15 protein-coding genes are annotated in these 17833 nt (G+C 71.3%); 8 read left to right on the top strand and 7 right to left on the bottom strand.

All coding sequences use genetic code 11. From position 1 onward, the window contains the following. The first annotated feature begins 286 nt into the window (after window positions 1-286). Window positions 287-2353 (top strand): AMP-binding protein, encoded by a 2067-nt coding sequence (locus ACFC06_RS01875; RefSeq protein ID WP_375926712.1) that lies wholly within the window; start codon window positions 287-289, stop codon window positions 2351-2353. A 1-nt stretch (window position 2354) separates the two neighbouring features. Here ACFC06_RS01875 and ACFC06_RS01880 read toward each other — a convergent pair whose 3' ends face one another. Beyond that, window positions 2355-3329 (bottom strand): proline dehydrogenase family protein, encoded by a 975-nt coding sequence (locus ACFC06_RS01880; RefSeq protein ID WP_375926715.1) that lies wholly within the window; start codon window positions 3327-3329, stop codon window positions 2355-2357. Further along, on the bottom strand, window positions 3329-4975 hold the full coding sequence (pruA, locus tag ACFC06_RS01885; protein ID WP_375926718.1) for an L-glutamate gamma-semialdehyde dehydrogenase: 1647 nt from the start codon (window positions 4973-4975) through the stop codon (window positions 3329-3331). Before pruA ends, ACFC06_RS01880 begins: the two co-directional genes overlap by 1 nt. Window positions 4976-5104: 129 nt before the next feature. Between pruA and ACFC06_RS01890 the strand changes: the two genes are divergently transcribed. Beyond that, a complete protein-coding gene (locus ACFC06_RS01890; protein ID WP_375926721.1) occupies window positions 5105-7039 on the top strand; it encodes a helix-turn-helix domain-containing protein in 1935 nt (644 codons plus the stop codon). A gap of 27 nt (window positions 7040-7066) precedes the next feature. Here ACFC06_RS01890 and ACFC06_RS01895 read toward each other — a convergent pair whose 3' ends face one another. Continuing rightward, window positions 7067-7870, bottom strand: a complete 804-nt coding sequence (locus tag ACFC06_RS01895) for a VOC family protein (protein ID WP_375926724.1) — start codon at window positions 7868-7870, stop codon at window positions 7067-7069. A gap of 299 nt (window positions 7871-8169) precedes the next feature. Between ACFC06_RS01895 and ACFC06_RS01900 the strand changes: the two genes are divergently transcribed. Next, a complete protein-coding gene (locus ACFC06_RS01900; RefSeq protein WP_375935136.1) occupies window positions 8170-10161 on the top strand; it encodes a CocE/NonD family hydrolase in 1992 nt (663 codons plus the stop codon). A 12-nt stretch (window positions 10162-10173) separates the two neighbouring features. On the opposite strand, the gene ACFC06_RS01905 is transcribed toward ACFC06_RS01900, so the two are convergent. After that, window positions 10174-11091, bottom strand: coding sequence for an LLM class F420-dependent oxidoreductase (locus ACFC06_RS01905; RefSeq protein ID WP_375926727.1), 918 nt, complete (start codon window positions 11089-11091; stop codon window positions 10174-10176). A gap of 128 nt (window positions 11092-11219) precedes the next feature. On the opposite strand from ACFC06_RS01905, the gene ACFC06_RS01910 reads away from it, so the two are divergent. Continuing rightward, window positions 11220-11702 carry a gluconokinase gene (locus tag ACFC06_RS01910; protein ID WP_375935139.1) on the top strand — a complete coding sequence of 161 codons (483 nt, stop codon included), beginning with the start codon at window positions 11220-11222 and terminating at the stop codon, window positions 11700-11702. Here the strand turns inward: ACFC06_RS01910 and ACFC06_RS01915 are convergent. Next, the gene (locus ACFC06_RS01915; RefSeq protein WP_375926730.1) at window positions 11693-12439 is read right to left on the bottom strand and encodes a M50 family metallopeptidase; all 747 of its coding nucleotides are present in this window, start codon (window positions 12437-12439) and stop codon (window positions 11693-11695) included. The two genes, ACFC06_RS01910 and ACFC06_RS01915, sit on opposite strands and share 10 nt — an antisense overlap. A 19-nt stretch (window positions 12440-12458) precedes the next feature. Between ACFC06_RS01915 and ACFC06_RS01920 the strand changes: the two genes are divergently transcribed. Further along, window positions 12459-12608 carry a hypothetical protein gene (locus ACFC06_RS01920; protein ID WP_375926733.1) on the top strand — a complete coding sequence of 50 codons (150 nt, stop codon included), beginning with the start codon at window positions 12459-12461 and terminating at the stop codon, window positions 12606-12608. Window positions 12609-12619: 11 nt separating this feature from the next. Then, window positions 12620-13612 carry an SMP-30/gluconolactonase/LRE family protein gene (locus ACFC06_RS01925; protein ID WP_375926736.1) on the top strand — a complete coding sequence of 331 codons (993 nt, stop codon included), beginning with the start codon at window positions 12620-12622 and terminating at the stop codon, window positions 13610-13612. Between the two features lie 6 nt (window positions 13613-13618). Here ACFC06_RS01925 and ACFC06_RS01930 read toward each other — a convergent pair whose 3' ends face one another. Next, window positions 13619-14203: a pyridoxamine 5'-phosphate oxidase family protein gene (locus ACFC06_RS01930; RefSeq protein WP_375926739.1), complete on the bottom strand. Its 585-nt coding sequence runs from the start codon at window positions 14201-14203 to the stop codon at window positions 13619-13621. A 128-nt stretch (window positions 14204-14331) separates the two neighbouring features. Here ACFC06_RS01930 and ACFC06_RS01935 point away from each other — a divergent pair, with 128 nt between their 5' ends. Then, window positions 14332-15159: an NADPH-dependent oxidoreductase gene (locus ACFC06_RS01935; RefSeq protein WP_375926742.1), complete on the top strand. Its 828-nt coding sequence runs from the start codon at window positions 14332-14334 to the stop codon at window positions 15157-15159. Window positions 15160-15162: 3 nt separating this feature from the next. On the opposite strand, the gene ACFC06_RS01940 is transcribed toward ACFC06_RS01935, so the two are convergent. Continuing rightward, window positions 15163-16155: an LLM class flavin-dependent oxidoreductase gene (locus ACFC06_RS01940; RefSeq protein ID WP_375926745.1), complete on the bottom strand. Its 993-nt coding sequence runs from the start codon at window positions 16153-16155 to the stop codon at window positions 15163-15165. 147 nt (window positions 16156-16302) lie between these two features. Here ACFC06_RS01940 and ACFC06_RS01945 point away from each other — a divergent pair, with 147 nt between their 5' ends. Then, on the top strand, window positions 16303-17718 hold the full coding sequence (locus tag ACFC06_RS01945) for an amino acid permease (RefSeq protein WP_375926748.1): 1416 nt from the start codon (window positions 16303-16305) through the stop codon (window positions 17716-17718). Window positions 17719-17833: the final 115 nt, after the last annotated feature.

A 17833-nucleotide genomic window follows, 5' to 3' on the forward strand; every position in this document is an offset into this window, starting at 1 on the left:
GGCGGCCGCTCCTGCTGATCGGGTCGGTGCTGCCAGCAATCTTTCGGCATCCGTGGACACGGTGCAAGCGGTTGGACAGTTTCACATCTGCAACGTCGTGAGGTGTGGCGCGCAAACCAAACTCCGGCGAAATCGGTCCGAAACCACCGGTTTTGTCTGATTCTTGATCACGGAGCGACACGGCCGGGTAGCGTGACGACCCGCGCGGAGGGTATCGACCGCCGCGCCCATTTTTGCCCGCCGACCGCGCTGGTCGAACAGGCCGACGGGAAGAAGAGCACGGAGTTTGGTCACCGACGTCATCGATGTCACCGCGGATTTCACCATCGCGCGACAGGCATTGTGGGATGTACTGCTGGATCCGCAGAGCTATCCGCGGATGTTCACCGGGATCGGCAGCTGCGAACGAGTGGAACGCCCCGACGGGGCGGTGGTCTGGCAGGTCCGCGTCGGTTCCGCCGACGCGGGGATCCAGACGCACGAGTTCGTCCTCGAGATCGGCCGCTGGTACGAGAGTTTCGAGCTGCGCAGCAGGCAACTGGGCAGCTTCGCCGCCATCCGGTTGCGCGGCGACCAGCAGCGCACCCGCCTCGACATCACCCTGTTCGCCGCCGCCCGGGTGCATCCGGCGCTGGAACAGCGCAACAACTCGGCGGTGACCGACTGGGTGCGGGCCGGGCTGCGCCGCACCGCCGACGTGATCGCCGGGACCAGGTCCTCGGTGGTGGTCAATGCCGAGCGTTCGGTGCTGCGCCGCAATGCGGGGGTGGCGCGCAGTATCGCCGCCACCGGGCTCATGCGGCCCGAACCGATGTCGATCGTGCGGCAGCTGCGTTCGCTGTCGAAGTGGGGTTTCAACCTGGCCGGTGGTTACGCGGCGGGGGCGGTGCACGCGCCGGACCGGGTCGCGCTGATCGATCCGCACGGGCAGCGCACCTTCGGCGAGGTCGACGCCAGGTCCACCGCGCTGGCCGGGGCCATGCACGCGCTCGGCCTGCGCGCCGGTGACGCGATCGGCCTGCTGGCACGCAATCACGCGGGCATGGTCGAGACCATGGTCGCCGCGGGCAAACTCGGCGTCGACGTGGCCCTGCTCAATGCCGGGCTCTCGGGCAGGCGGATCGAGGAGATCGTCCAGCGGCACCGGCTCAACGCGGTCTATGTCGACGGCGAGCTGGAGAAACTGATCCGCTACCTGCACAACGACGTCCCGCGCTTCACCACCGACGACCGGCCGCCGAACCTCGAACGCACGACGATCGAGCGCCTGATCGCGCTCGGCCACGGCGATTTCCCGGTCCCCGCCCACCCCGGCCGGCTGATCGTGCTCACCTCCGGCACCAGCGGCTCGCCCAAGGGCGCGCGCCGCCCGCACGCCAAGGGGTTCGGCACCATCGCCGCGCTGCTGTCACGGATTCCGCTGCGCGTGGAAGAAGTCATGCTCATCCCCGCGCCGCTGTTCCACACCTGGGGTCTGGCGGGTCTGCAGCTCAGCACCGCGCTGCGCGCCACCGTGGTCCTCAGCGACGGGTTCGACGCGGAGCAGTGCCTGCGCGCGGTCGCCGAGCACAAGATCACCACCCTGATCGTGGTCCCGACCATGGTCGAGCGGCTGCTCGACGTGCCCGACGCGGTGCGCGCGGGTCTGGACCTGTCGAGCCTGCGGCACGTGGTCAGCTGTGGCGCGCCGCTGGCCGGGGCGACGGTGCTGCGCTTCCTCGACACCTACGGCGACTTGCTCTACAACGTCTACGGTTCCACCGAGGTGTCCTGGGCGAGCGTGGCCACCCCGGCGGACCTGCGGGTCTCGCCGACCACCGCGGGCAGGCCGCCGCTGGGCACCCGCGTCGCGGTGCTCGGCCCGGATCTGCGCCCGGTGCCGGTGGGCACCACCGGACACATCTTCGTCGCCAACCACATGCTCTTCGACGGCTATGTGAACTCCGCGCCGCCGGAGGAGGCCGACGGCATGCTCGACACCGGTGACCTGGGCTATCTCGACGCGGCCGGCCGGTTGTTCGTGGCGGGCCGCGACGACGAGATGATCATCTCCGGCGGCGAGAACGTCTTCCCGCGGCCGGTGGAGGAGGCGCTGGCGCACCTGCCGCAGATCACCGAGGTGGCCGTGGTGGGAGTGCCGGACCGGGAGTTCGGGCAGCGACTGGCCGCGTTCGTGGTGAAACGCGAAGGGGCCGGGCTGGATTCGGACATGGTCCGCACCTATATTCGCAACCGGCTCAGCCGTTTCTCGGTCCCGCGCGACGTCACGTTCCTCAACGCGCTGCCGCGCGGGGAGACCGGCAAGATCCTCAAGCGGGTGCTGGTGCGCCCGGAATCGGCGCTGAGCGAATAGCTCAGCGCGGCGGTTCGCGGCCGGGACCGGCCAGCGCGCGCAGGAAGAACGCGAGATTGGCCGGACGTTCGGCCAGCCTGCGCATGAAGTACCCGTACCACTGCTCGCCGTAGGGGACGTAGACGCGCAGGTGATCGCCCGCCGCGGTGAGACGTTGCTGCTCGTCGGCGCGGATGCCGTAGAGCATCTGGTACTCGTACTCGTCGGTCTTGCGCCGCGCCGAGCGCACCCCGACCCCGGCCGCGTCGAGCATGGCCGGATCGTGCGAGGCGATCATCGGATAGCCCGCGCCCGCGGTGAGGATCGCCAGGCACCGCAGATACGAGGCGTCGACCTCGGAACGCTCCCGGAAGGCCACGCCGACGGGCTCGTCGTAGGCGCCCTTGCACAACCGGATGCGCGAGCCCGGGTCCGCCAGGGCGCGGCAGTCCTCCTCGGTGCGGCGCAGATACGCCTGCAACACCGTGCCCAGCCACGGATAGTCGGCACGCAGTTCCCGCACGATCGCCAGGGTGGAGTCGGTGGTGGTGTGGTTCTCGGCGTCGACGGTCACCCACAGGCCGGCAGCCTCGGCGGCCGCGCAGATCTCGCGGGCGTGCTCGCGGGCCACCGCGTGCCCGTCACGCGGCAGTGCCTGGCCGAGCGCGGACAGCTTCACCGAGACCTCCAGCGGCCGCACGGCTCCCGCCGCCACCGCGGCCTGCGGGAGCCGCCCGAGCGCGGCGATGAGCGTGCGGTACTGCTCGACGGTCGCCTCGGCACCGGCGAGGTCGGTGGTGTCCTCGCCGAGGTAGTCGATGCTGACGAACCGGCCGGACCCGACCAGGGCTTCGGTCGTGCGCACCGCCTCCTCGACCGTGGTGCCCGCGACGAAGCGGGCCACCACGTCACGGGAGAGCGGCAGCCGGGTGATCGTGTGCTCGAGCCGCGGCGAGCGCGCGGCGGCCAGCACGGCCGAACGCAGCAGGGCCGACATCAGCCGACCTCCGGTTCCTGGTGCGGATAGCGATGCTCGGTGGGCGGGGTGAAGGTCTCCTTGATCGTGCGCGCCGAGGTCCAGCGCAGCAGATTCTGGGCCGAACCCGCCTTGTCGTTGGTGCCCGAGGCGCGTCCGCCGCCGAAGGGCTGCTGGCCGACCACCGCGCCCGAGGGCTTGTCGTTGATGTAGAAGTTGCCGGCGGCGAAGGTGAGCCGGTCGGTGGCCGTGGCGATCGCGGTGCGGTCCTCGGCGATGACCGAGCCGGTCAGGCCGTACGGGCTGCCGCGGTCGACCAGGTCCATGGCGTCGGCGAAACCGGTCGGGGTGCTGTCGTCGTAGACGTGCACGGCCAGGATCGGGCCGAAGTACTCGGTGTGGAAGGCCTCGTCGCCGGGGTCGTCGCCGACCACCACGGTCGGTTCGACGAACCAGCCGACGCTGTCGTCGCTGTGCCCGCCCGCCACGACGGTGAGCCCGGGCGTGGCCTTGGCCCGCTCGAGCGCGGCGACATTGCGGTCGAAGGCCCGCCGATCGATCAGGGCGCCACCGAAATTCGAGAAATCGGTGACATCGCCGTAGCGCAGCGCGGAGGTCTTCTCGATCAGGTCCTCCGACATCACCGTCCACACCGAGCGCGGCACGAACGCGCGCGAGGCCGCCGAGCACTTCTGGCCCTGGTAGTCGAACGCGCCGCGCAGCAGCGCGGTGGTGAGCACCGCCGGATCGGCCGAGGGGTGCGCGAGCACGAAATCCTTGCCGCCGGTCTCGCCGACCAGTCGCGGATAGGTGCGATACCGGTCCAGTTGCTGGGCCACTGTCCGCCAGAGCTGCTGGAAGGTGCCCGTCGACCCGGTGAAATGCACGCCCGCCAGACGCGGATCGGCCAGCACGACCTCGGAGATCTCGGGTCCCGGCCCGTTGACCAGGTTGATCACCCCCGGCGGCAGCCCGGCCGCCTCGAGCAGCCGCATCGTGAGGTAGGCCGCGACCGCCTGCGAGCGGGCCGGCTTCCAGACCACGGTGTTGCCCATCAGGGCGGGCGCGGTCGGCAGATTGCCCGCGATGGCGGTGAAGTTGAACGGCGTCACCGCGTAGACGAACCCCTCCAGCGAGCGGTACTGCATGCGGTTCCACACCCCGCGCGTCGAGAGCGGCTGCTCGGCCAGGATGCCGCGCGCGAAGGACACATTGAACCGCCAGAAGTCGACCAGCTCGCAGGGTGCGTCGATCTCGGCCTGATAGGCCGACTTGGACTGCCCGAGCATGGTCGCCGCCGCGATCCGCTCGCGCCACGGCCCGGCCAGCAGGTCCGCGGCTCGCAGGAAGATCGCGGCCCGGTCCTCGAACGGCATCGCCTGCCAGGCGGGCGCGGCCGCGCAGGCGGCGGTGACGGCGGCGGCCGCGTCGGCGGCACTCGCATCGCGCAGGGTGCCGAGGACGGCGGCGTGCCGGTGCGGCTGGACGACCTCGAAGACCGGACCGTCACCGCGGACCGCACGGCCGCCGATGACGTGGGTGATCTCGGTGGGGGAGGCCGCCAGCTCGGCCAGCGCGGCCTGCAACCTGCGGCGTTCGGGGGTTCCGGGAGCGAAGCTGCCGACGGGCTCGTTGACCGGCGTCGGCGTGGTCGCGATGGCATCCATGGGTGCGGCTCCTGCGTCGTCGGGGCGGGATGTGACGTAGTCAACTCCGATCTTGCGCGCGCATAATCGTCTGATCGGATGAATGTCGCGGCGTGTCTTCATCCGATCCGCCAAGGCAGGAGGCCGTCGATGCCGGAGGACGCCATCACCCTCGGTGCACTGCTCGCCGCGCTCGATCACACCGTGGCCACCCTGGTCGAAGCGCCCGCGGGGGAGCAGGTGCCGCTGCGCTCGGTCGCGCTCGGCGAACCCGCCGACCTCGCCGGCATCTCCGGTGCCCTGCCCGAGGTGTATCTGCTGGTCGGCGCCGACGCGGCGGCCACCGGGGCCTGGCTGCACGCGGCCGGGGAGCGCGAACGGTCGCACCGGCCCCGGGTGCTGATCACCAAGAGCGCCGACGACGCGCCGGTGCGCGCGGCCGCCCGGGACGCGGGCATCGCCCTGGTGCGGCTGCACCGCGAAGCCCGCTGGGACCAGGTGTTCCCGCTGGTCCGCCGCCTGGTCACCCGCGCGCCCGCGCGCCGCACCCCCGCCGGCGATCACGACCTGCTCGCCCCGGACACCGACCTGTTCGGCCTGGCCCAGGTGGTGGCCGGGGAGACCGGCGGCATGGTCTCCATCGAGGACCCGTCCTCCCATGTGCTCGCCTACTCCGCCTCGGACTCCTCCGCCGACCGGCTGCGCATCGAATCCATCCTCGGCCGCGAGGGCCCCGCCGACTACCTGCGCATCCTGCGCGCCTGGGGCGTGTACGACCGCGTCCGGCGCAGCGACGAGGTCGTCGATGTCCCCGAACATCCCGAACTCGCGATGCGCCGCCGCCTCGTCGTCGCCATCCGGCGCGGCACCGGCGCACAGGCCAGAATGCTCGGCACCCTCTGGCTCCAACAGGGCGCCCGCCCACTGCGCCCCGACGCGGCCCAGGTCCTCCGCGGCGCCGCGGCGGTAGCGGCCCGGATCATCGCCCGCAGACTCGACGCACCCTCGACCGAGGCCCTGCTGGTCCGCCGCCTGTTCGGCGCACACGGCGACGGTGTAGACGTACCGTCGGTCGTCGCGGCCCTCTGCCTGCCGGTCGAGGGCCCCGCCGCGGTGATCGGCTTCGCGGTCCTCCGCACGGCCGACGGGGTCGGTCCGGCGTCAGCGCACGGCGTGAGTGCAGGGCGCGGTTCGGGCGCGGCGCGCGGCCCGAGTGCAGGGCGCGGTTCGGGCGCGGTGCGCGGCCCGAGTGCAGGGCGCGGTTCGGGCGCGGTGCGCGGCCCGAGTGCAGGGCGCGGTTCGGGATCGACGCACGGCCCGAGTGCAGGGCGCGGTTCGGGATCGACGCACGGCCCGAGCGCTGGGCGCGGTTCGGCGGCGGAGATCGGTTCGGCAGCGGGGCACGGCCGGAGCGGCGGGTCCGGTTCTGCCGCTGAGATCGGTTCGGGAGCCGCGCTCGGTCCGGTGGCCGGGCTTGCGGCTTCGAGTGGCCTGATCCGGTTGTACGCCAGCGCTTTTCGTGACGACTCGGTGACCGAGGCGATCGGTGATCGGGTCTATGTGCTGGTGCCCTCCTATCATTCGGCTGCCGGTGTGGGTTCGTGGGTTCGCGAGCTGGTCGCGCAGCTCGAGCAGGCGCGCGGCCTCGTGGTCCGGGCCGCCATCGCCGCGCCGGTCGCCGGGCTCACCGCCGTCGCGGCGGCCCGCGAGGAGGTCGACCGGGTGCTCGACAGCCCGGCCGACCCCGACGCGCGCGTCACCACCCTGGCCGAGGCTCGCACCGCCGTACTGCTGACGGAGATCATCGAACTCATCCGCGACCGGCCCCACCTGCACGACCCCCGCCTGGCCGCCCTCGACACCTATGACCGCACCCACGCCGCCGACCTGCGCGCCACGGCCCGCGCCTACCTGCGCGCCCACGGCGAGGTGAGCGCTGCCGCCGCCGCGCTGCGCATCCATCCGAACACGCTGCGCTACCGCCTGCGCCGCATCGAGTCCGTCCTGGGCATCAGCCTGAACGACCCCGCCGACCGCCTGCTGCTCGAGCTGCAATTGGCCGCGGCTCCCGACCCGTCGACCTAGGCCGACTCCGAGGGCCCGGTGTGGGGATCAGGCGCCGGTGGGCACCTCGCCGACCGCCATCGCCGGATCGATCACGCCGAACACCTCGCCCTGGGGAGCCTGGACGATGCCTGTCCGTCCGAAGGGACTGTCGTCGGGGCCCATGATCACCGTGGCGCCCAGTGCCGTGGCCTGGTCGAGGGTCGCGTCGGTGCCGTCCACCTGGATCCAGGCCAGCCAGTAGGGCGGCATGCCCATGCCCGAGGCGTCCATCATCCCGCCGATCTCGACGGTCTCGCCGGGGCGCGCGAATGTCGAATAGGTGAAGTTCTCGCCGTCGCCGATCTCGGTGTAGTGCCAGCCGAAGACGCTGTTGTAGAACTCGTGCGCCCGGTCGTAACCGGTGGTGTGCAGCTCGTTCCAGCAGTAGGCCCCCGGCTGGTTGTAGATGCCCGCGCCGTGATGGGCCTTGGCCTGCCACACCCCGAACACGCCACCGGTCGGGTCGGCCGCGACGAACATCCGTCCCGCGTCGAACACATCGAACGGTGGCATGAACACCTTGCCGCCCGCCGCCACGACCCGCTCGGCGATCTCGTCGGCGCGGTCGGCGGCCAGATACGTCGTCCAGGTGGACGGCATCTGCGCCATCCCTTCGGGTTTCGGGCCGATGGCCGCCGCCGGGCGCCCGTCGAGATCGGCCATCAGATAGCCGCCCGCCCCGGCGGGCGCGTCCTGGACCTCCCAGCCGAACAGCGCGCTGTAGAACGCGCGGGCGGCGGTGGTGTCGTCGACCTGACAGTCGATCCAGCAGGGCGTGCCCTGCGGCCAGGCTTCGTCACGTGTCGGCATGTCGAACGTCCTTCCTCGATGATGGATGGAACCCGGCCGGATCAGCACCGGCACGCGCCAGTCAACCACCGGCCACCGACAGATTCGGTGACCCTGCGACCCCGCTGAACTGGAACAACGCGTCTTCACTGCGACAGCCCGAGCGGTCCGGCGCTCACCGTGGCAAGTCGTTACCGCTGTTATGTTCTTCGCGCCGATCCTGCGGTGGCTAGGTCAACGACGGACACGAAACCGGTCGGGGAGCGACTCATATGGTGCGAAGCGGTGCGGAGCGTGGGCGCGTGCGACTACTGGCGACGATGCTGGCGCTGGTGGTCGTCTTCGGATGCGGTGGTGGTCCGGCGGCCGGGCAGCCTGCCGTGACCCCCGCCGCGCGCTGGACCGCCCAGCACGACGGTCCCGCCCCCTATCCGGAGGTGCGGGTGGAGCGTGGGGTCGACATCGCGATGAGCGACGGCGTGGTCCTGAAAGCCGATGTGTACCGGCCCGCCGACGCCGCGGGCGTCATCGAGCAGCGTCCGCTGCCGACCATCGTCAGCCTCACGCCCTATTCGAAACTGATGACCGGCCTGATCGAACAGGCCGCGGCCACACCGGGATTGCAGCCGATGGCGGTCGACCTGGTGCGCAGGCTGAACCTGTCCACCACCCCGATCAGCGGGTTCGGTGATCTGATGCAGGCGCTCGACGGGGGCATGATCCAGACCATGCTCGGCGTCGACCGCCAGCTGATCAGCTCGGGTTACACCGTGGTCGTCGCCGACGTGCGCGGCACCGGCCTGTCGCAGGGCATGTGGGACACCCTCGGCGCCCGCGAGCAGCTCGACACCCGCGAGGTGATCGACTGGGCGGCCGCCCAGCCGTGGTCCAACGGGCGGATCGGGATGAGCGGCGGCTCCTACTCCGGCATCAACCAGTTGCGCGCCGCCGAGGACGCCCCCGCGGCACTACAGGCGATCTTCCCGGTGGAGCCGGGCAGTGATCTCATGCGCGATGTGGTCGCCCCCGGTGGTGGTGTCGGCACGACCTTCCTGCCGATGTGGCTGAACTCGGTCAACCAGCTCAAACTGGTGCCCGATGTGGCCTCGATGGTCCAGGGCCGGTTCGACTGGACCTGGCTCGAGGACCGCATCGCCGACCCCACCACCAATTTCGACCTGCTCGCCCAGGCGCTGCTCACCCCGACCCTCGACGACATGCCCCCCGAGCTGGCCGCGGCCCTGGACGACAAGTCCGCGTTCCGTCAGGCCATCCAGGGGCACCCGGACCGGATCACCGTGCCCACCTTCGTCTACGGCGGCTGGCACGACATCTTCGCCAACAGCGCCACCAAGCTCTACGAGCAGATCCCCCTGGACCCGGGCCGCAAACAGCTCGTCGTCGGCGACACCTATCACGCCAATCCCGGTGCGGGCACCGGTGTCGCGGGCGCCCCGCCGCGCCTGGACGTGTTGCAGCGCGCCTGGTTCGACAAGTGGCTCAAGGACATCGACAGCGGCATCGACGATTTCGGGCCGGTCACCGTGAAACAGCAGGGCGGGGACTGGATCACGCTGGCGGAGTTCCCGCAGCCCGGCGTCACCCACCGGCGGGTGTATCTGAGCCCGGCGGCCAGCGGCACCACCGAGGACAGTGTGCACGACGGCTCGCTCTCGGCGGCCGGTCCCGGCGCGGCCGAAAAGCTCACCGTCGCACCGGGACTCAGCACCGCCTGCTCCCGCGACGCCGCCCAGGGCGCGGCCGGGATGCCCGCCGTCATCGACATGTGCGCCAAGGACGCCCGCATCGCCGAACGCAACGGGCTCACCTTCACCAGCGCGCCGGTGGCCGAGCAGACGGTGATCTCCGGCCCGATCAATGTGCGGCTCACCACGATCCACGACGCCGCCGACGGCTACTGGAACGTCACCGTCAACGATGTCGACCCGGACGGCACCTCCACGGTGCTCACCACCGGCCAGCTCACCGCCTCCATGCGTGCCATCGACGAGCGCCGCAGCGCCCGCTCCGTCAACGGTGACCTCACTGCCCCGTTCAATCCGCTCAGCATCGATCAGCTGCTGCCGGTGGTGCCGGGCGAACCGGTCGCGCTCGACATCGCCGTCATCCCCACCCAGGCCGTGCTCGCGCCGGGCCACCGCTTGCGTATCGACGTCTTCGCGGGCAACTCACCCAAGGGACTCGCGTTCCGGCCGATGCTCAACAACACCGAACTCAAGCCCCAGCACCTGCTGCTGGACCCGGCGGCCCCGAGCTTCGTCAACCTGCCCACCGACAAGCCGATCCCGTGACCGCCGCGGACCTCACAGCTGCGATTTCACCTCGGCCGCGATGAGCTCCAGGTGGTCGAGGTCGGCGAGATCGAGGATCTGCAGGTAGATCCGGCTCGCGCCGATCTCGCGGTAGCGGGCGATCTTGTCGACGACCTCGGCGGGCGACCCGGCCAGCCCGTTCTCCTTCAGCTCGTCGACCTCGCGGCCGATCGCCGCCGCCCGGCGGGCCACCTCGGCGTCGGTGCGCCCGACACAGGCCACCAGCGCGTTGGAGTACACCAGCTCGTCGGTGCGACCGGCCGCGCGTACCGCGGCCCGCACGCGGTCGAACTGGGCCGCGCTGTCGGCGACCGAGGAGAACGGCATGTTGAACTCGGTGGCGTAGCGGGCCGCGAGACGGGGCGTGCGGACCGGGCCGTGTCCGCCGATCACCACCGGCACCGGGCTCTGCACCGGCTTGGGCAGGGCGGGGGAGTCGGTGAGCCGGTAGTGGGTGCCCTCGAAGTCGAAGGTCTCGCCGGGCTTGGTCTCCCACAGGCCCGTCACGATCGCCAGCTGCTCCTCGAGCAGGCCGAAGCGGTTGTCCGGGAAGGGGATTCCGTAGGCGGCGTGCTCGGCGGCGAACCAGCCGCTGCCCAACCCGAGCTCCACCCGGCCGCCCGACATCCGGTCCACCTGGGCGACCTGGATGGCCAGCGGACCGGGCAGCCGGAAGGTGGCGGCGGTGACGAGGGTGCCCAGCCGGATACGGGAGGTCTCCCTGGCCAGGCCCGCGAGGGTGATCCAGGCATCGGTGGGACCGGGCAGTCCGGAGGCGTCGCCCATGGCCAGGTAGTGGTCGGAGCGGAAGAAGGCGTCGTAGCCGAGGTCCTCGGTGGCCCGGGCCACGCGGAGCAGCGTGTCGTAGTCGGCGCCCTGCTGTGGCTCGGTGAAGATGCGAAGGTCCATGATCACCATCGTGCCCGAACCGGGCCGGTTCCCGCGCCGCGCGGGCATCCGGTGCGCGACGATGTGGGCCAGAGGTGATCGAGCGAGCGCGAGGAGTGGGTGTGGTGGCCGAGCCTGTCATCGTCGTCATGGGTGTGTCCGGGTGCGGGAAGTCCACGATCGGCGCGCTGCTGGCCGCACGGCTCGGACTGCCCTACGCCGAGGGCGACGACTACCACCCGACCGCGAATATCCAGAAGATGGCCGCGGGTATTCCGCTGACCGACGAGGACCGCGCGCCCTGGCTCGCCATCGTCGGCGTCTGGCTGCGTGAGCACGAGGAATCCGGGGGCGTGGTGGCGTGCTCGGCGCTGCGGCGCGTGTATCGCGATCAGCTGCGTGCGGGTGCGCCCGACGCCTTCTTCGTGCACTTGGCCGTCGACCGCGCCGAGCTGGTGCGCCGGCTCTCGGGTCGCCACGGCCACTTCATGCCGACGACCCTGCTCGATTCCCAGCTGGCGACGCTGGAACCCCTCCAGCCCGACGAGGCGGGCGTGACACTGGACGCGACGGTGCCGCCCGAACTACTGGTCACCGAGGCGATCGCGGCCTGGCGGGCCGATCACCGCTGAAGCAGCGGGTGCAGTTCGGCCACCGGCGCCAGCATCAGTCCGGCGCCGAAGACCAGCGCGGCCAGGCAGATCACCGCGAAGAACCCCACCCACAGCAGGGCGGGCAGGTGGGTCAGGCGGGCGAGCTGATCGGCGTCGGAATCGCCGCGGCCCGGTTGTCTGCGTCGGCTGCGCTGCATCTCCACCACCGGCCGCACCGCCGCGGCCAGCAGGAACCATGCCGCCAGATAGGCGAACCCGGCCTGCAACAGGTCGCTACCGAACCACGAGACCCCGAACACCAGGGCGCCGAGCACCACGACGGTGAGCAGGCCGTAGACATTGCGCACCTTGATGAGCACGGCGAGCAGCATGGCCAGCGTCGCCCACAACATCACCGTGACGCGTCCCGAACCGAGCAGCGCGGCGTAGCCGAGGCCGAGGAGGGCGGGCGCGGTGTACCCGGCCGCGGCGGTGAGGATCATGCCCGGCCCGGTGGGTTTGCCGCTGGACACGGTCAGGCCGGAGGTGTCGGTGTGCAGGGTGATCGCGTGCAGCCGCCGCCCGGTCAGCAGGGCCACCAGCGCGTGCCCGCCCTCGTGCGCGACGGTGACCGCGGCCCTGGCCAGCCGCCACAGCGGCCGATAGCCCACGAGCACCAGCGCGGCCACGGCGGTGACCAGCACCAGCCACCACGGTGGAGCGGGCTGCGGGGCGAGAAGACGATCGAACGTAGTGCTGACGGACTCGGTATCCACCGCCGCACCTTAGCCGTGAATGCCCGGCCCCATCGTCGGGTCGGCCGGGGCCGGAGGGAAGGCCGTGGTCCCGCTCGGCGCCGCCGGAGCCGACACGCCGCGCCGGCGGTGGACGGCGCACCCGTTGTGCGCGTGGGTCTTCCGCTACCCGGCCGAGCAGCCCGCGTGATAGCAATGGGCATGCCGATGCGACCCCACCGCTGGAACCCGCCCCGTCCGACCGCGCGGGCCCGGCAGACCACGAGCGTCCCGCCCCTGCCGCCCGTGCGTCTGCTGCCGCTGCCGGGCACCGCCCCCGAGGACGTGGTGGTGACACCGGAGGGCCGGGTGGTGGCCGGCACCGACGACGGCACCATCTGGAGCATCGACCCCGCCGACGGCACGCACGAGAAGATCGCCCGGGTTCAAGGCCGCCCGCTGGGCCTGCACGCCGACGCCGACGGCTCGCTGCTGATCTGCGTCACCGGGCAGGGCATCCTGCGGCTGGCGCACCCGGGCGCCGAGCCGGAGGTCCTCGTCGACGAGGTCGACGGCGAACCCCTCGCCTTCCCCAGCAATGTCGTGCGCGACACCGACGGCACCGTCTACTTCTCGATCGCCTCGCGCCGCTGGCCCTTCGAGCAGTGGATGGGCGACATCCTCGAGCACTCCGGCAGCGGCCGGCTGGTGCGCCGCGACCCGGACGGCGCGCTCACCGTGCTGATCGACGGCCTGCAGTTCGGCAACGGCGTGGTCCTGGCGCCGGACCGGTCGTGTGTGCTCGTCGCCGAGACCGGCGCCTACCGGATCGCGCGCTACTGGTTGACGGGCCCGCGCGCCGGTACCCACGACCATCTCGTGGAGAACCTGCCCGGCTCACCGGACAACATGTATCTCGGCACCGACGGCCTGGTCTGGGTCGGCATGGTGGCGCCACGCAACCCGTTGCTGGACAAGCTGTTCGCCCTGCCCGGTGTCTTGCGGCAGTTGACCTGGGCGCTGCCCGACAGCCTGCGCCCCGCCCCCGCCCGTACCACTTGGGTGCTCGCGCTCGACCTCGACGGCACCGTCGTCCACGACCTGCAACGCGACGGCTCCGGCTTCGCCATGGTCACCTCCGTCGCCGAACACGACGGCACGCTCTACCTCGGCAGCCTGTCCGAATCGGCGGTGGCGGTGAGCACCGTGCCGTGACCCGGCTCAGCGGCGCGCGGTCACCGAGGACGGCAGCGGGTGGTCGGGTTCGAGGGCGGGCAGGCCGTCGATGCTGACGGAGTTGTCGCCCGCGATCCGGCGGGCGAAGTCGTCGTCGGTGCGGCGCAGATGCGCCTCGTCCAGCACGGGGCGTTCCTCGACCAGGTCCAGCCGCGGGACCGACCAGCCGCAGGAATCGGCGATCCGGTCCACCGCGACCACGACCACCGCGCGGATGCCGGTGTGGCCGGTGCCGAAACGGTCTCGCAGCGTGTCGAATTCGGCGCTGTCGGGTCGCACGACGCGGCCGGTGCCGAACAGCCGCAGGATGCGGGCGACGCGGCCGAACGAGCAGAACATCACGGTGATCCGGCCGTTGTCGCGCAGATGCGCGATGGTCTCGGAGCCGCTGCCGAACAGGTCCAGGTAGGCCACGGTGCGCTCGTCGAGCACGGCGAAGGTGTCGCGATATCCCTTGGGGGAGACATTGACATGCCCGCCGTCCGAGGGCGCGGTCCCCACGAAGAACATCGGTTGCGCCTCGATGAACGCCTGCAACTTGCCGTCGATCCGCTCGAAGACCTTGCCCATCTCGCCCTCCTTCGTCCCGCCGGGCGGCGAGCTCCCCGTCCCGAGTGTATCGGCCGCGCCGCGGCGCCCTTCGATTCACGGTGAGGGTTACCCCTGACGGCGGCGACGCGATATCCGACGATCACTGCATGACGCAGACCGTTCCCGACACCACCCATCCCGTCCAGCAGCGCTACGCGGACCCGGCCACCGAGGTTCCCGCCCAGTGGAATTCCGTGCTGCAGGTGTTGCACGAACACAAGTCGGTGCGTCGCTACCTGCCCGACCCGGTGTCGCCGGAGACGGTCGAACTGCTGGTCTCGGCCGCGCAGTCGGCGGCGACCTCGTCGAACCTGCAGGTGTGGAGCGTGATCGAGGTGCGCGACGACGCCCGCCGCTCCCGGCTGGCCGCCATCGCGGGCGGCCAGGCCCACATCGAACAGGCACCGGTGCTGCTGGTGTGGACGGCCGATTTCGCGCGGCTACGTCAGCTCGCCGCCGATCAGGGCGCCCCGCTCGACGGCGCCGACTATCTGGAATCGAGCTATGTCGGCTTCATCGACGCGGCCCTGGCCGCGCAGAACGCGGTGGTCGCGGCCGAATCCCTCGGCCTGGGCACGGTCTACATCGGCGCGCTGCGCAACAACCCGGAACAGGTGGCCGCCGAACTGAACCTGCCCGACGGTGTCTTCGCCGTCTTCGGCCTGGTCGTCGGGCACCCGGACCCGACCGAGGGCACCCGGGTCAAGCCGCGGCTGCCGCGCGCCGCGGTCCTGCACCGGGAGAGCTACGACCTGGCGGTCCAGCGCGCGGCCATCACCGCCTACGAGCAGCGCATCGGCGAGATCTACAGCGGCCAGGGGCTGCCATTCTCCTGGATCGAGCGGGTGCTGGCCCGGCTGGCCTCTGCCGAGGCGCTCAACGGCCGCGACCGGCTGCGCGACCACCTGCTCGCCCGCGGCTTCGGGCTGCGGTGACCGTCAGCTGTCGAGCGCGGCGCGGGTCAGCGCCAGCGAACGGCAGCGCGCGTCGAGGTCGTAGACCAGGGTGTTGAGCATGAGCTCGTCGGGGGTGGTGGCGGCGAGCAGCTCGGCGGCCTGGGCGCGCACCGTCTCCGGCGAACCCTGGAGCTGACCGGTCTTGCGCTGGGCCGCGAAACGCCGTTCGGCCTCGCTGCCGGGGAACGCGGCAGCCTGCTCGGGCGTGGCCAGTGCCTGTGGCCTGCCCGCGCGCAGCTGGGCGAAGGCCAGGTCGCGGGGTGCGGCGAGCCGGTCGGCCTCGGCGTCGGTGTCGGCGCAGATCGCCGAGGCGGCCACGATCGTGTACGGCTCGGCCCTGGTCGGCGAGGGGCGGAAGTTCTCGCGGTAGAGCGCCAGCGCGGCGGCGGTGTTGTCCGGCGCGATGTGATGGGCGAAAGCGAACGGGAGTCCGAGGATGGCCGCGACCTGGGCGCTGTACCCGCTGGAACCCAGCAGCCAGACCTCCGGCTCGGCGCCCCGGCCGGGGCTGGCCACGATGCCGTCGGGGTCGGTGCCGCGGAAGAAGCCGATCAGCGCGCTGAGCTCGCGCGGGAAGGAGTCGGCGCCGAGTCCCTCGGCATGACGGCGCAGGGCACGCGCGGTGGCCGGATCGGTGCCGGGCGCGCGCCCGATACCCAGATCGACGCGGCCGGGATGCAGCGACTCGAGCGTGCCGAACTGCTCGGCGACGACCAGCGGCGCGTGATTGGGCAGCATCACCCCGCCCGAGCCGACCCGGATCCGCGAGGTCGCCGCCGCCAGATGGGCCAGCACCACCGCGGGCGCCGCACTGGCGATGCCCGGCATGTTGTGGTGTTCGGCCACCCAGAACCGGCGCGCCCCCAGCTCCTCGGCGTACTGCGCGAACTGCGTCGTGGCACGCAGTGCATCGCCCGCGGTGGCTCCGTCCTGCACCGGCGCCAGATCCAGAACCGACACCTCGACCGTGCTCATGCGTCTCCTTCGCCCCGAAATGGTCCCTGCCGCTCCAACCGGTGACCCCACCCCGGATATTTCCGCGCGGTGGTGGGGGTGACCGGAGCCACTACCGGCGGGCGGTAGCGTGCAGGACTGATCGCCGTGAGGGAAGGACTTGTTTTCATGTCAGCAGACGGCTCCGGCCTGTCCACCGACACCGCGGCGGCCGCCGCGCCGAGCGCGGGATCGGAGGGATACGAGCGCGGGCTCAATCCACGCACCATCCAGATGATCGCCATCGGCGGCGCGATCGGCACCGGCCTGTTCTACGGGGCGGGCGCCGCCATCGAGCAGGCGGGCCCGTCGCTGATCCTGGCCTATCTCGTCGCGGGCCTGGCGATCTTCGTCATCATGCGCGCGCTCGGCGAACTGCTGACCTACCGTCCGGTCTCGGGCAGCTTCGCCGAATACGCCCACGAGTTCCTCGGCCGTTTCGCCGGTTTCGCGACCGGCTGGTCGTACTGGGCGGTGTGGGTGTCGACCTGCATGGCCGAGATCACCGTGGCCGGGCACTACGTGCAGTACTGGTTCGACATCCCGCAGTGGGTGACCGCGCTGGTGGTGCTGGCGGTGCTGTTCACCGCGAACCTGATCTCGGTGCGCCTGTTCGGCGAGGGCGAGTTCTGGTTCTCGGCCATCAAGGTGACCGCCATCCTGGCGATGATCCTGATCGGCATCGGCGTGCTGGTCTTCGGCTTCGGCCACGCCGCGAACCCCACGGTGACCAACCTGTGGGCCGAGGGCGGCGTGTTCCCGAACGGCTTCGGGCAGACGCTGCTGGTGTTGCAGATCGTCGTGTTCGCCTACGTCGGTGTCGAACTCGTCGGCGTCACCGCGGGCGAGGCCCGCGACCCGAAGACCACCCTGCGCAAGGCGATCAACACCCTGCCCTTCCGGATCGGGCTGTTCTATGTGGGCGCGCTGGTGATCATCATGTCGGTGGCGAGCTGGCGCAGCTTCCACGCGGGCCGCAGCCCGTTCGTCGAGGTGTTCGAGCAGATCGGCATCCCGGCCGCGGCGGGCATCATCAACTTCGTGCTGCTCACCGCCGCGCTGTCGTCGTGCAACTCCGGCATCTACTCCACCGGCCGCATGCTGCGCAGCCTCGCGCTGCGCGACGAGGCACCCACCCAGTTCGCGAATCTGAGCAGGCAGTCGGTGCCGTTCACCGGCATCTGCGCCTCGGCGGGCGCGATGGTGATCGGCGTGGTGGTCAACCTGGTCTCCCCGGACAAGGCCTTCGCCTACATCACCTCGGTGAGCACCGTCGGCATCATCGTGGTGTGGAGCGTGATCCTGGTGTGCCACCTGCGGTATCGCGCCAAGGTGCGCGCCGGTGAGCTGCCCGCCAGCGACTACCGGCTGCCCGGCGCCCCGGTCACCAACTGGGCGGCGCTCGCCTTCCTCGGCCTGGTCGTGGTGCTGTTGCTGTGGACCGACGGTGGCCGCAGCGCGCTGGTCGTCGGCGCGGTGTGGGCCGCGCTGGTCTGTGCCGGGTACTACGCCTTCGGACGTCGTCCGGCGGTGCGGGCACCGTAGTCGCGCGTCGCTCCCGTTTGCTGGAAAGCCGCTGGCAGACAAGCGTTTTCTGTCGTACCCCCTCGGTATCGTTGACAGCTGTCACGAGCGTCCGGCGCGTGGGGCCGGACGGTGC

Origin of the sequence: Nocardia sp. NPDC056064 (assembly GCF_042266925.1) — a bacterium.
GTDB lineage: Bacteria > Actinomycetota > Actinomycetes > Mycobacteriales > Mycobacteriaceae > Nocardia.

Coding starts and splice junctions, on each gene's coding strand:
- ACFC06_RS01880 (WP_375926715.1), bottom strand. CDS start 3,329: ATGTCGGCCCTGCTGCGTTCGGCCGTGCTGGCCGCCGCGCGCTCGCCG.
- pruA (WP_375926718.1), bottom strand. CDS start 4,975: ATGGATGCCATCGCGACCACGCCGACGCCGGTCAACGAGCCCGTCGGC.
- ACFC06_RS01890 (WP_375926721.1), top strand. CDS start 5,105: ATGCCGGAGGACGCCATCACCCTCGGTGCACTGCTCGCCGCGCTCGAT.
- ACFC06_RS01895 (WP_375926724.1), bottom strand. CDS start 7,870: ATGCCGACACGTGACGAAGCCTGGCCGCAGGGCACGCCCTGCTGGATC.
- ACFC06_RS01900 (WP_375935136.1), top strand. CDS start 8,170: ATGCTGGCGCTGGTGGTCGTCTTCGGATGCGGTGGTGGTCCGGCGGCC.
- ACFC06_RS01905 (WP_375926727.1), bottom strand. CDS start 11,091: ATGGACCTTCGCATCTTCACCGAGCCACAGCAGGGCGCCGACTACGAC.
- ACFC06_RS01910 (WP_375935139.1), top strand. CDS start 11,220: ATGGGTGTGTCCGGGTGCGGGAAGTCCACGATCGGCGCGCTGCTGGCC.
- ACFC06_RS01920 (WP_375926733.1), top strand. CDS start 12,459: ATGCCCGGCCCCATCGTCGGGTCGGCCGGGGCCGGAGGGAAGGCCGTG.
- ACFC06_RS01925 (WP_375926736.1), top strand. CDS start 12,620: ATGCCGATGCGACCCCACCGCTGGAACCCGCCCCGTCCGACCGCGCGG.
- ACFC06_RS01930 (WP_375926739.1), bottom strand. CDS start 14,203: ATGGGCAAGGTCTTCGAGCGGATCGACGGCAAGTTGCAGGCGTTCATC.
- ACFC06_RS01935 (WP_375926742.1), top strand. CDS start 14,332: ATGACGCAGACCGTTCCCGACACCACCCATCCCGTCCAGCAGCGCTAC.
- ACFC06_RS01940 (WP_375926745.1), bottom strand. CDS start 16,155: ATGAGCACGGTCGAGGTGTCGGTTCTGGATCTGGCGCCGGTGCAGGAC.
- ACFC06_RS01945 (WP_375926748.1), top strand. CDS start 16,303: ATGTCAGCAGACGGCTCCGGCCTGTCCACCGACACCGCGGCGGCCGCC.